Annotated in this window: 13 protein-coding genes; 3 read left to right on the plus strand and 10 right to left on the minus strand. The window is 35.0% G+C overall.

The window, feature by feature from the left end; genetic code table 11:
• Positions 1-67: 67 nt before the first annotated feature.
• The 5 genes from AC2CGN_RS10825 to ezrA all read right to left on the minus strand — a co-directional run bounded on the left by AC2CGN_RS10825 (position 68) and on the right by ezrA (position 5506).
• Entirely contained in the window at positions 68-286 is a 219-nt protein-coding gene (locus AC2CGN_RS10825) for an alpha/beta-type small acid-soluble spore protein (RefSeq protein ID WP_012295642.1), read from the minus strand.
• Positions 287-528: 242 nt separating this feature from the next.
• Positions 529-1737, minus strand: coding sequence for a tRNA uracil 4-sulfurtransferase ThiI (gene thiI / locus AC2CGN_RS10830; RefSeq protein ID WP_286924630.1), 1209 nt, complete (start codon positions 1735-1737; stop codon positions 529-531).
• 4 nt (positions 1738-1741) lie between these two features.
• Positions 1742-2893 (minus strand): cysteine desulfurase family protein, encoded by a 1152-nt coding sequence (locus AC2CGN_RS10835; protein ID WP_484513811.1) that lies wholly within the window; start codon positions 2891-2893, stop codon positions 1742-1744.
• A 299-nt stretch (positions 2894-3192) separates the two neighbouring features.
• Positions 3193-3666 (minus strand): GNAT family N-acetyltransferase, encoded by a 474-nt coding sequence (locus AC2CGN_RS10840; RefSeq protein WP_484513813.1) that lies wholly within the window; start codon positions 3664-3666, stop codon positions 3193-3195.
• Positions 3667-3805: 139 nt separating this feature from the next.
• The gene (ezrA, locus tag AC2CGN_RS10845; RefSeq protein WP_286924633.1) at positions 3806-5506 is read right to left on the minus strand and encodes a septation ring formation regulator EzrA; all 1701 of its coding nucleotides are present in this window, start codon (positions 5504-5506) and stop codon (positions 3806-3808) included.
• Positions 5507-5760: 254 nt separating this feature from the next.
• Between ezrA and hisJ the strand changes: the two genes are divergently transcribed.
• Positions 5761-6555, plus strand: a complete 795-nt coding sequence (gene hisJ, locus AC2CGN_RS10850; protein WP_286924634.1) for a histidinol-phosphatase HisJ — start codon at positions 5761-5763, stop codon at positions 6553-6555.
• 24 nt (positions 6556-6579) lie between these two features.
• Positions 6580-7059, plus strand: coding sequence for a GAF domain-containing protein (locus AC2CGN_RS10855; protein ID WP_484513816.1), 480 nt, complete (start codon positions 6580-6582; stop codon positions 7057-7059).
• A 306-nt stretch (positions 7060-7365) separates the two neighbouring features.
• Here AC2CGN_RS10855 and AC2CGN_RS10860 read toward each other — a convergent pair whose 3' ends face one another.
• A complete protein-coding gene (locus tag AC2CGN_RS10860) occupies positions 7366-9252 on the minus strand; it encodes a sensor domain-containing diguanylate cyclase (RefSeq protein WP_429982743.1) in 1887 nt (628 codons plus the stop codon).
• Between the two features lie 468 nt (positions 9253-9720).
• On the opposite strand from AC2CGN_RS10860, the gene rpsD reads away from it, so the two are divergent.
• The gene (gene rpsD, locus AC2CGN_RS10865; protein ID WP_054770899.1) at positions 9721-10323 is read left to right on the plus strand and encodes a 30S ribosomal protein S4; all 603 of its coding nucleotides are present in this window, start codon (positions 9721-9723) and stop codon (positions 10321-10323) included.
• A gap of 486 nt (positions 10324-10809) precedes the next feature.
• Here rpsD and AC2CGN_RS10870 read toward each other — a convergent pair whose 3' ends face one another.
• The 4 genes from AC2CGN_RS10870 to AC2CGN_RS10885 all read right to left on the minus strand — a co-directional run bounded on the left by AC2CGN_RS10870 (position 10810) and on the right by AC2CGN_RS10885 (position 13860).
• The gene (locus AC2CGN_RS10870) at positions 10810-11010 is read right to left on the minus strand and encodes a hypothetical protein (protein WP_484513818.1); all 201 of its coding nucleotides are present in this window, start codon (positions 11008-11010) and stop codon (positions 10810-10812) included.
• 473 nt (positions 11011-11483) lie between these two features.
• The gene (locus AC2CGN_RS10875; protein WP_286924640.1) at positions 11484-12041 is read right to left on the minus strand and encodes a GNAT family N-acetyltransferase; all 558 of its coding nucleotides are present in this window, start codon (positions 12039-12041) and stop codon (positions 11484-11486) included.
• A 153-nt stretch (positions 12042-12194) separates the two neighbouring features.
• Positions 12195-12326 carry a sporulation protein Cse60 gene (locus AC2CGN_RS10880; protein WP_484513934.1) on the minus strand — a complete coding sequence of 44 codons (132 nt, stop codon included), beginning with the start codon at positions 12324-12326 and terminating at the stop codon, positions 12195-12197.
• A gap of 658 nt (positions 12327-12984) precedes the next feature.
• On the minus strand, positions 12985-13860 hold the full coding sequence (locus AC2CGN_RS10885; RefSeq protein ID WP_484513820.1) for a CPBP family glutamic-type intramembrane protease: 876 nt from the start codon (positions 13858-13860) through the stop codon (positions 12985-12987).

The raw sequence follows: 13860 nt of genomic DNA on the forward strand, positions 1-13860 counted from the left end.
TAAGCAAACTAAAACCAGTGCCTTTTACGGTCACTGGTTTTAAGCTTAATAATTACTTATTCAGCAATTATTGATTGTTGTTTGGCATACCTTTTAATTGAGATTCTGCCATTTGTACAAGACGTTTAGTGATTTCACCACCAACGGAACCGTTAGCACGAGCTGAAGCGTCAGCTCCTAATTGAACACCAAATTCTTGTGCAATTTCGTATTTCATTTGATCAAGTGCTTGTTGTACACCAGGTACTGCAAGCTGGTTTGAACTGCGGTTGTTGTTTGAAGCCATGTCTCTCACCTCCTTGTGAATATAGAATGTGCGATATTAGATTTTTAATACAAAATTTTTAGAGGTAAATTGTACCTCCATAGGAAATAGGGGAAATTAAAAAAAGCCGCCTCAAAATTTGCTTTTGAGACGACTTACATTTAATTTGTGTCTAGTGTAATTACGACCAGATTTTTTTCTTTACAACTTCGCTATTTATAGGGATAGAAGTTTTTTGCTGAATCAATATAAATTCATTCTCGTTATAAAAGATCTGCAAATTTATCGGTTTCTTGTTCTTTTTTCGGGAAAATATAGACTTCTCGATTTTTCACCGCTCGTTCAATTAATTCATCAAAATCGGAAAAGCTTTCGTAATGCTCAACCTTCTCAAGCTTTGGCTTTGTTTTTGGACTTGCAGGTGTAAAAATGGTGCAGCAATCTTCAAATGGCTGGATAGATGTTTCGTATGTGCCAATTTTCTCAGCAATATCGATAATTTCTAATTTATCAGTTGAGATCAATGGACGTAAAATCGGTGTATTGGTTACAGCATTTATTGCAGTAAGACTTTCAAGTGTTTGGCTTGCCACTTGTCCAAGGCTTTCACCTGTTACAATTGCAAGTGCATCTATTTCCTCCCGAACCTTATCTGCAACTTTTAACATCATGCGGCGAGTTGTTGTCATGGATACATTTGAAGGTACTTTTTCTTTAATCAGTACCTGTATTTCAGTAAAAGGAATGACATGTAAACGAATGCTTGCACCAAACTTCGTTAATTCATTTGCTAGTACCTTTACCTTTTCCAATGAATTTTGGCTTGTATATGGTGGACTAAAGAAATGAATCGCCTCTAAGCGCACACCACGCTTCATCATTAAATAGCCAGCGACTGGACTGTCTATTCCACCAGAAAGCATTAATAGCGATTTCCCATTAGAACCTACTGGCATTCCTCCTGCACCAGGAATCACTTGTGCCATCATATAAGTTGCATCATGACGTACTTCTACACGAAGCTCAATATCAGGATTCTTTACCTTTACTGATAGATTTTTGTAATTTGGTAAAACATAGCCGCCAATTTCACGTTGAATAGCATGAGATTCTAATGGAAATGTTTTATCTGTTCGCTTCACCTCTACTTTAAAGGTAAGCTGCTCATTTTTAAATGTATCCATAATTGTAATGGCCAGCTTTTTCATAGCTTCAATATCTTTTTCACACGCTGCCACTGGGCTGAAGGATTGTATGCCAAAAATTTTAGGTAGTCCTTCTAATAAAGCATTCATTTGAATTTCATTTTGTATAGCGATAAACATCCGATCACGTTCTGTACGAATGTGTAAATGTCCTAAATCTGCAAACGCATGACGAATATTTTCACGCAATCGGCGGATAAAATCCATCTTATTGCGCCCTTTTGTTGAAAGCTCGCCATAGCGAATTAAAATTTCTTTCCAAATCATTGTATTATTCTCCTTTAAGTTCCATCAATACTTCATTTAACACATCTTTAAATTTTGCAATATCCTCATCCGATAAATAGGCACCAAAGCTTAAACGGATAACACCCTTTTTAAAATGCTCATCAAGTTTTAGGGCCTCTACCACATGGCTAGTTTTTGTTTGCTTTGACGAACAAGCGCTTGATGTAGAAACGATTACCTGACGTTTTTGCATTGCATTAATAATAACCTCACCTTTTAAATCCCGAATGCTAAAAGATAAAATATGTGCTGCTCCCTGAGGCGTCGATAAAATATGCACTGCCTCTCCATATTCACGTAACTGTAGACATATTTCATCATGCCACTTACGATATTTTTTTTCTTGATCCAGCCTTGATTCCACCGCAATACGAGCAGCTTTGGACAAAGCGACAGCCTGCGGAACAGCCACTGTCCCACTACGTAATCCATATTCCTGACCACCGCCAAGTGCATAAGGCTGCCACTTCATATGTGTCCGAAACGCTAACACACCTGAGCCCTTAAATCCATGAATTTTATGCCCTGAAATAGAAATGCAGTCAGGTCCATCCTCATGGTTAAATGCTAAAGGTAGTTTTCCGAAACTTTGAACAGCATCCACATGAAAAGCAGCCCTGCTCATATTATGAATAATTTTAGCTGCTTCAAATATAGGCTGAATGGCGCCCATTTCATTATTAACGTGCATTATGCTTACTAAAATGGTATCCTTACGTACTTTTGCACGAAGATCATCTAATGAAATCACTCCATTTTGATCCACTGGCAGATATTCTACCTCAAAGCCCTCTTTTTCAAGTTGCTTAACGGACTCTAGAACAGAGGGATGTTCAATTTCAGTCGTTATAATATGCTTGCCTTTATGTGTATTGCTGCGAGCCAGACCCAAAATTGCTGTATTATTGGATTCAGTACCACCTGATGTAAATAGCACATTTTTTGCTTCTGTCTGCAAAATATCTGCTACTTGCTCACGTGCACGCCTTAATAAGTTGTTTGCTTCAACACCCATTGCATGTATGGAAGCGGGATTGGCATAATACTGTTCATTCACTACCATAAATGCTTGCATGACCTCTTTTAAAGGCTTTGTGGTTGCACTATTATCTAAATAAATTGTTTTTACTTCCATTAAAATTCACACACTTTCAAAACGTTGATTTAACGGTATTTATCATAACGCAATCTTGGACAATTGACCACTAACTTTAACAATTATTCTAATTAAGTCACTCTTTTATTTACTTTTATTGCGACTAACCATCCTTCATAGAGTGGTAACTATTTTAGCTTAAAAAATTAATTCATCACTTATGCCTTTGCGTAAGCGTCCAGATTTTTTTCAAGCTTGCTTGTAAATTTCCTCTTCAAAATCTGTGATATCCGCCGGGACTTTTACTTCATGGAAACGCCCAAAAGTAAACGATACATTCATTTTTTCAACATTGTTATAAATGCGCTTGTTGCTGTGAATTCCATGCTTTTTTTAAAGCCTAATTTTTCGTAAAGATGAATAGCTCTCGTATTAAATTTTGCAACTGTTAAGCGGAGAGGATACTGATTATTTTGTTGTATTTGATGTAGGATAAATGTAAAAAATTCCGTACCAAAACCTTTCCCTGTTAATTCAGGCTTCATCCCGATACCTACATCAATACATTCGTTCAGATATGCCCCATAGTCATGCCCTTTAGGAACTTGTGCAGATGCTCCTGTGCAAAAAAAACCGACAAGTTCATCTTTGTCGTTAACAATTGATTTATAAGGATTATCAAGTATTTCTTTTATTGATTCCTCAGAATGTTCGTTGTTATAAAAATCATATGGTGGTTCATATTTCCAACTTACAATATCAGTCGCATAGCTTACAGTCATTTCCCTAATAAAAAATTGCAATTTCCCCACTCCTTTTCATCCGTTTTTTTATCCGTCATTTCGAAGTTCTAACCAGCGTATCCATCTGATTTCAAAAACAAAGCTGTCTAAAAAGTATTCGTATACTTTTTAGACAGCAGATGAAATTTCTTATATGGCTGTGTCTTAACTATCTTGACATGAATTCCTCTGCAACGAGCTCTTGAATTCGTTTTAAAGCGCCTGGCTCCATTTCTTCAACTGCCGTTCCAGCCTCTTCTAGTGCTTTGGAATAACGGAATTGATGAAAAGCGACTTCAGCTTCTTTTAAACGAGCATTCAATTTTGGATTTGTTACACGATGACGATTTCCATACTGAATAATTCGTTCAATTAGCATTACATTCTCTATCAATTCATTCGCCTTTTCTTTTACATCCTCCACACAAAGGGTTGCAGCCGTTAAATTATTATGTACTGTTCCCATATTAAGAGGTACTTCTTGCAAACTTTGCATCACTACATAGATATGCTCTGCTGCCTCATCTAAACGCGCATCCATTTCATCTGGTATACCAGGAATATTGGCTTTATTTAAAAGTCGATCTGTCTCTTGCAATGCTTTCTTTAGGCTTTCTACTTGTGTACGTGCCTTATTCTCATCTATACGAAGTTTTTTCATCGTATTTGATAAATGCCCTTGTTCCTCATGAATTCGTTCAAGCTCATCACTAATTTCAATTAATTCCTCCTGCAAGCTTGAGTAAGCAGACTTTTCCTCTTTCACGCGTATTGCTAGTAACTCATAACGTCGCTGTAATGCCTCTAATTGCTTTAAAGCCACTTTTGGAATCTCTGCATCCTTTTCATTTAAATGATAGCTTTGTTGCACATAAGTCGCTTCATCACTAACCAATCTTGTTGAAGTAATAACATTGGTAATTGAACTTAGTAAGCGATCACAATTTTGGTCAACATAGTTTTTAGCTATAACCTCTTTTTCCAGTAAATCGTAGAATCGATCAATTTCTTCATTTATTTCAGCAACACGCGGCTTAACATCTGTCAAATTAAGCTCTGCTAACTCGTTTTTTAATGTTTTAAATTCTTCTTCAAACTTATTTAGTGCCTCTGCTAGCTCCAAATGCTGTAAATAATAGGATTGATCCTCCATTTCACGCTGACCACTACGCAATTCCTGTACAGCTCCAGGTAGCTTTACTTGCAGCTCTGTTAAAATCGTTGGTACATCATTGATATAGTCAAATGTTTGTTGAGATTCATGGTTTAGGCTGATTACAATCTCCCTTGCCTGCAAATAATTCCCTTCGCTTGTCAGTACATCAAATTCCTCAAACTTTTGAACGAATGTCTCCAGTCTATTTTCCAATGCTGGTAAAGCTACCCCAAATGAATGTTGATGGGCTAACAAGGTTTTACGTGCAGAGCGATAATATTCTTTTAATTGTTCAATTTCTATACGGTTTTTTTCTTCGCTGCCAATTAATTCATTTAATTCTTCTAAAATTTTATCTTTATCCTGTTCACACTTTTGAATATAATCCTCTATCTCACGTTCAATGAGTGTTGCTTTTTTAAAACGCAGTCTATTTATTTGGTCCTCTGCATCAAATAACAGCGAATCAATTTTTGTCATATGTACATCGATGACCTCGTCCCAGCTATTACGCCATCGTTCAAACATCTCTTCTGTTTCACCGTTCATATTCAAAGATTTAACTTTGGAAATTTCCTCATTTATGGGATTGTTTTGTATTTGTAATTTTTCATTTTCAAGCTTTGCAATGATTGTTGTATGTTTTCGTCGCATCATAAATCCCACTATAGCTAAAATTAATAGTAGGACAACCGGAATGATGATATACTCCATCGTAAGCCTCCTATTCTACAATAAACGAATTGGCTAGTTGTATTTATTATATACTATGTTTTCGCCTTTTGTACTAAAATTTAAGCGTTTTTCGGAAAAGTGTATGACAACGCTCAGGTATAATCAATTACGCCATAGTATTAATTACGTCCGGATTTTTTCGAGCTCGCTTGAAAAGCTTCTCTTCAAAATCCTTAACATCTGCTGGGGGCTTTAATCTTGATTGATTAAAAAACATAGGGAGTGGTAATTTAATGAAACGTGACGGACACATTCATAGTCCTTATTGTCCACATGGTACTACTGATACATTCAAGCAATATATTGAGAAAGCAATTGCTAATTGCTTCACTGATATTACGTTTACAGAGCATGCGCCTTTACCATCAGGTTTTATTGACCCTACACCAGAAAAAGATAGTGGTATGAATCCAGAATTTCTAATGTCTTATCTCAACGATTTGCAGAGCCTGCAAAAGCAATATGCACGAGACATTCGTATTCATATTGGATTAGAGGTTGACTACATTCAAGGCTTTGAACAAGAAACACGTGAATTTTTGGATACATATGGACATTATTTAAATGACTCTATTTTATCAGTCCACTTTTTATCATGGCAAAATACATTTGAATGTATCGATTATTCTCCAGAAAGCTTTATTGATTTTGCTAAAAAGGTAGGCTCTGTTGAACAGGTTTATCATTTATATTATGATACGGTTCTACAATCCATTAAAGCAGATTTAGGAAAATATAAGCCTAAACGTATCGGACACCCCTCACTTGTTCACAAGTTCCAACTAGCACATAAAGTGAAAGTTGATGACACTGAGAGGATTCGAGAAGTTTTAGATTGTATGAAGCTAGATGGCTATGAGCTAGATGTAAATAGTGCTGGTTTAAGTAAAACACATTGTCAGGAACCTTATCCACCATTTGCCTTTATCGATTATAGTAAATCTATAGGATTGCCTGCTGTCTTTGGTTCAGATGCGCACAGTGCCACTGATTTACATCAACACTACCATGTTATATTTCCAAAATAAATAACTTTGAAACGAGGTGCTAGTATGTTTACGAAAATTCATTATGATGGACCCATCGCAGAACAATATCATTCATTGACTAAACAATTGGATGCCCTACTTACAGGAGAAACAGATCGCATTGCCAATTTAAGCAACGCCTCTGCATTATTGAATCAATTTTTAACAAACATTAATTGGGTTGGTTTTTATATCTTACGCGAAGATGAGTTAGTGTTAGGTCCATTCCAAGGCTTACCCGCCTGCGTTAGAATTCCCACTGGGCGCGGTGTTTGCGGAACAGCTGTAGCTCGAAAGGAAGCAATCGTTGTTAAAGATGTACATGAATTTCCAGGACATATTGCCTGTGATGCGGCATCACAATCAGAAATCGTTATCCCTTTGATAAAAAACGGAGAAGTGATAGGTGTTCTTGACATCGACAGTCCAATTGTTAATCGATTTTCAAAAGATGATCAAGACGGATTAGAGTTATTCGTCCATACGCTACTTTTACATTTATAAAAAACATTAATTACACCCCAGCGTAAGTATGTCCAGATTTTTTTGAAAAAGCGCCTATTCAAAATCTGTGACATCCATCGGAGGCTTTAGGCCAACACAATGGATGTCACTCAGGTGAAGTTCTTAGTTAAGTTCCTCTATTTCAACGGATATACTGAACCTGACGCTTCGCTCTCAGTACAAAAATATTTGCGGCTTTCACACAGGAAAGATTCACTGAAATCAAAAAAATTGCCCTGAAATGGTTTAACAATTGTCATTTCAGGGCAATTCATTTATATAGAAAGGATGCTGTGTGTTAGTCCATTAAACATTGGTTTTTACGGATTCGCGGTCATGAATACAGAAACGATTTTTACCATTATTTTTCGCTTGATATAATGCAGTATCAGCATGTAAAAATACAGATTGAAACGCAGGGCGATACTGTTCATCCCAAGTAATAAGACCTGCCGAAATAGTCACTTTCGGATCTGTAGCTTTGGGAATGACTGCAACAATTGTTGCTGCCAATTCTATGGCGTCTTTTTCATTAATATTTGGCACATAAACGGACATTTCTTCCCCGCCCCAGCGCGCACAAATACCTCGCGTGCCAATTGTTTCTTTTAATTGTACGGCAATTTGTATAAGAATTTTATCACCAATTTGATGACCGTACGTATCATTAACACGTTTGAAGTTATCAATATCAATCAGTAAGAACATTCCCGATTTATCGTTCTTAAGCGATTTTTCAACATACTGATCTAAATAACTTCTTGCATATAATTTTGTTAGATGATCCAAATCTACCATTTCTTGAAGTTGATTTCGTAAAATTGAGTTTGCAATTGCTAGAGACGAGTGATGAATTAAAGATTGCATTAATTTAAAGCTATCAAATGAAAAGAAATAAGGCTCTTTATGTAATACAATACTAAAGCCATTTATTTTTTCCTCCATTAAAATTGGGATTGCCATAATTGATCGATATTCAGTTTGACTAGGGGTTAATCTGCTGAAATCAGCAATAAATAGTGGATCATTGGTATGCTCAAAATGTTGCTCAACATGTTTGATATATGTTATACCCTCTTGTGAGTTAAATAATGCTGTACTAGCGCCAGTCACTTCAAAGGTTTCATTATTTTTAAAAGCAAAACAGACTTCCATTGGCTGAAAAGATTTCATTAACTGTTTTTGTAGGAAAAGTAACATTTCATGAATGTCAATCCTCATGTTTAATCGATGTGATGTTTCATTGATGAGTTGTAAGTCACTTACGAGGCGGTGCGATTGATGATATAATTTTGCATTTTCGAGTGCATTCCCTGATGCTTGTGCTAGCATACGCACAAAATCCTTTTCGGTCGTTGAAAAAAGATATGTTGTAGGTGCACTTACTTGTAATATGCCATAAATTGCTTGTCTCCCTTTTATAGGAGCATTCAATAATCGACAATTCAAATCGCCTGCAAGTTCCGTTGTCAATTCTCCTGATACAAAAGCCTCAATCGTTGCTGGCCTTTCAGATAAATAATCAAAAAGCTTAATCTCGATAGTCGTATGGCGGTCCTGATCATTCGATAAAATAAGCTCTACATTAAATTCTGGGAAATTATCCTTAATATTCTTCAAGACATTTTCCAAAATTAAATCAATATCCATCGTGGAATGAAACAAATCAGTCATATTATATAATTTTCTATACTGATCTTCATTCACTTTTACTTCTAGATTCTCTCTAATCATCTGTAAAACCTTCGTAAGCGTTTCCACACATTCATCCCCGTAATCCGAGGACATAAAGTCTGTCCAAGCATCTGATGCCTCCACGAGTAACACCCCAATTGGATTTTTGCCATCTGCTTGAAAAAGCACCATATCTGTCATCATCGTATAGGCTTCTTTTTCTTTTAATATATAAGGAATTTTCACCACTTTTTGTTGATAAAAGCTAGCTTCAATCATTAACCATGACACAGCATTTAGTTTTGTTTCAATCGTCAAAGCAGCCATTTCTTCGACTGGTATTAAGGAATTACCCTCGAAACTGAGAAAAGCTGCATTAGCAATTTGCAAGTGCTTCTTTAGACACTGTTTTAATGGATAAAAGTACTCATTAAAACCGGCTTGTTCTTCCTTCGAACTCACCCAAAAGCTCAAAACATCTGATTTTATATATTTTAGCGTTTGTAAATGGTCTGTCATGAAATCACCTTTTCTATATAACGTCCAAATCAATTACTATTAACTTATAATATATTATACATAATTTGTGTCATTTTGACTATGTAATTCTGTTTTACTTTTACATTTTACATTTCTCACCGTATCTTTAACTATTTCGGGATAGTGTAAAATGTATAGAGAGGAATTTTCTACTATATGACCACTTTAAAAATAGTTTGTCTAATAATTGACGCCAATGCCAATAGCAGTTACAATGTAGGTTGTGTAAAATAAACGCAGCAGTGGTATAAGCTTATACCTGTATTTTATTCCTCTATTAAGTGGTGTATAACTTCTTAGTTCACATAACCACAAAATAGATGGTGTATTGTGTAACCTAACGGCTGCATAGGCGAAAGTACATGAAAATAAAATGCATATAAGAATGGGTACTACTGGTTTTTGTTTTACAACAAAAAAACCAAATTTAAAGGAGGAGACAACATTATGTCTCGTTATACAGGTCCATCTTGGAAATTATCACGTCGTCTTGGTATCTCACTAAGCGGTACAGGTAAAGAAATCGAAAAACGCCCTTACGCACCAGGTCAACACGGTCCTAACCAACGTAAAAAATTATCTGAATACGGTTTACAACTTCAAGAGAAGCAAAAACTTCGTCACATGTATGGCATGAACGAACGTCAATTCCGTACTCTATTTAACCGCGCTGGTAAAATGAAAGGTGTACACGGTGAAAACTTCATGATCCTTCTTGAAACTCGCCTTGATAACCTTGTTTACCGTTTAGGTTTATCTCGCACTCGTCGTGGTGCACGTCAATTAGTAAACCACGGTCACATCTTAGTAGATGGCAAACGCGTTGATATCCCATCATACAGCGTAAAACCAGGTCAATCGATTTCTCTTCGTGAAAAATCTCAAAACCTTGCTGTAGTAACAGAAGCAATCGAAGTAAACAACTTCGTACCTGATTACTTAACATTTGATGCTGACAAAAAAGAAGGTACATTCACTCGCCTTCCAGAACGTTCTGAATTATCAGCTGAAATCAACGAAGCATTCATCGTAGAGTTCTACTCTCGTTAATTAAATTACTCTGCAAAGAGTAGTTTAGAAAACCCTAGAAAACCTTTTATATCAAGGTTCTCTAGGGTTTTTGCTTTTTATCAACAATGCACAATCATGTATTAAATATTATTAATTTTGGGCTGAATTGGGGCTAATTATTAATGTTTTTGGTGGGCATGTTTGTAAAGATGTTCAAGTAAATTGGGAATAATATCCCAGTCCTTTTTATTTTGCCTACCAAAAAAAACACCTGCCGTAGCAAGTGTTTATTTTTATTACTTTTCTTTATTTGTATCTTGTTGAGATTCCATTTCTTTACGTTTTCGCTCTTCTTCTAGTTATTTTTATAGATACGTGGAGCTGACGTTTTCATAAAGAAAGCATGCATACGTTGTTGAGTTTCAATAGATGGTATGATTTTCAATTCATTCCCTCTTTTCCCATCCATCAGGAGTGGTCCTTTTATTCAAAGAGCAACACTATATACAACTACTATTTTAGAAATTACTCAACTAATTCTACCGTAAGTGTAGTAATTGTAAGTGGTACTGCACCTTGAACTTTACCATTATAACCAACCTTTACCTTATCACCAACCTGAAATGTTTCGTCTGGATTCTTTGCAAGATTCACATAAATTATTCCATAAACTGGATTACCTTCAGTTTTAGTTACATAAACAAAAGCTTCCCGATTATTTATCATCTCTTCAATCTCCCCTATAAAAGTTGCTTTAACTTTCCTATTCGAGATACATGTAATTAATAAACTACAACATATTAGAAATGTAATTATCAAACTAATTTTCTTTTTCAAAATATAGTCCCCCTTTAATACTCTTCAAACACTATAACCTCCTTCTTTAGATTAACATTATCTTAAATTAACATTTATTGGTACATCAATTTCATTTACCATTCCAGCCAATTATCTAACGATGGTTCACTATGCACTATTGATTGTGGAAGACTAATCCCTTTCCTCTAACCAGTTATAGAAAGGTACTGAACGTTCCCTGTGCGCTTTATCCTCCACAGAGGGTGATTTACTAGGCTTCACACTAGTACACTCTACAGCCTTGTTATACGCCCATACAAGTACAGCTTAATATTCTTCATAGTTTAAAGGCATAATAAAAAGCCACAACTCATTTGGAGTGTGACCTTCTTCATAACCTTCTAATATTCACTTTTCAAAATTGATAATATGGCAAGATCAATATACTTCCCATTTTCATATTCATGTTGTCTCAAAATACCTTCTTGACAAAAATTTAATTTCTCCAACAATCTTATAGATGATGTATTTTCTGGTTCTACTTTTGCCTCGATCTTATTAATTCCCATTGACGTAAAGGCAAAATGGATTATGCTACTTAAAGCCTCTTGCATAATACCCTTTCCCCAATATTCAGGTTTTAAATCATATCCAATTTCTATTCGGTTATGTTCATTTTCATAATTCAAATAACCACATGTTCCAATCACTTTTTGGGTTTTAGTTTCTTCGATTACCCATCTTAAACCTGTCTGTTCTTTGAAAATTTTATCATACCAATTTATTTCATATATTGCATCTTCTACTGAAGTAAATAATGTTAATGGAATATACTTAACTACATTTTCATCAGAATAAAGCATAAAAATATCTTGGGCATCATCAACTATTCCTTTTCGAAGGATAAAGCGTTCCGTTTCCAATTTAGGGAAATCTTCAAAATTGAACTCCATATTCATTATAACTCTCCTTTTATTTCAAATTGATACGCATATTTAACCTTAACATTGTGTGAAGGTCAAATTAATTTAAATAGGAACAAAAGTAAGACTAAAATGAAATTTTTACAATTTCTAATAAAGTTGCAAAGCCACACCTGGTTAGATGTGACCTTAATTAGTTTTATAAACAATAAGTGCTGTGTATGTTTTAATGTTGTTATGATGCAAAACAGTAGAAAACTTTATATCGATGTATGTTCCTTCTTGTAAATAATCCAAGTATGTATTTACTTTGTCTTCTATATCATAAAAATCTTAGGCTTCAAGAATTTTGGTTCTTACTTTTGCCACTTTAATCATTCCCAATCTACCTATAACAATAGATAAGATGGAATGTATTGTCAATATAAAAAGGGACTTTCTGAACAGCCCCTTTTTGTTTAGATTTTGATAGATGATACTTCATTTTTTTTCGAAATAGAAGGTGATGACATGGGCTTTAACAACTACAATTTGTATACAGTAAATACAGAAAATATTATTTCTTTGAAAAATACGTTGGATCAATTTGATTAATAATTGAAACAGCTTCATAAAAATAGCCTATTTTATGATTTAAACATACACTAAAAAATTTATTATTTTTCCAATTAATACGAAGTTCAAATCCAAAAGTTACGTATAAAAAGGGATATAGTAAATATATACAAACAAAGCAATTAAATATTTATAAGAGGTAACTACATAAATCGAAAAACCCAAGCAAACACATTGAACTGCATCTTAGATGTAAAACTTTCGAGATGCAGTTCAAAAATTTATCTTGGGCTTTTGATGTTTATTTAGTTTTATGCTCATAGGTTATTAAATTCGACAATTAAAAAATCGCAACACTCAAATATGAAGTTTACCTCAACTTATGACTCGTCTAATCTATTTTATTATGTGATATATAAGATAATTACCGTTTTGAAAATTGATCATTACCTATTACTGTAGATTTTACTCCATACCCGCTCCTCAGTTTTTTTCGTTTCCCCCGCAATAACCATCCAACTATGAGATATAGACAAGTAGTTAAAATCCCTGCAGATGGGGAAACAAGAAATTCTTTTCCCTGAGCAAGTTTGATATAGCCATCGAGAATAAGTGGATTAACAAGTGCATCCTCAGTCATATGCATAAGGACAAGCGGCCATATACTCCTTGTCATTAAGTAAATTTCTGTGTACATCACTGTCCAGCAAATCATCGTGACGATACCTATTATTGTAAATATCCATCTATTGACAGGAAGTACACTGATGATATCACTCTCTGATAAAAACACAAGAAAGTACGGGATATGCCATGCACCCCAAACACCACCAACAATTAGATAGAGCCAAAAATCATTCACCTTTAAATTTGAAAGCTTACTTGTCAGATAACCTCTCCATACGGATTCCTCGAAAAAGTTTTTAATGAATTGAATAAGTAATCCACTAAGAAACACAGATAATACAGTGCTTAGATTAAAGGCTGAAAAGTCCATCCAGTCGAATACATAGCTAATTAACAGTACTAAAGTTGTGACCGCTGGATAAATGAAAAGTGCAATGACATACCATTTTAAATTGCCCTTAAAATTAGGCAATAAACCTATATCCCGCCAGCCATCTCCTGCAAAGAAACGTAACAGAATGGTTGCAAGCAACGGAGATATGAGCCAAATTCCCATACCAAGAGTATCTCCCTGAGGCTGCTCTGGAATCAATTTATCCACTAACACACCAAACCAACCACACAGTAACACAACAACAATAAAGATCATTATGTTTCTAAGGGATGTTTTCAT

Source organism: Lysinibacillus sp. DFXJR4 (genome assembly GCF_057196045.1).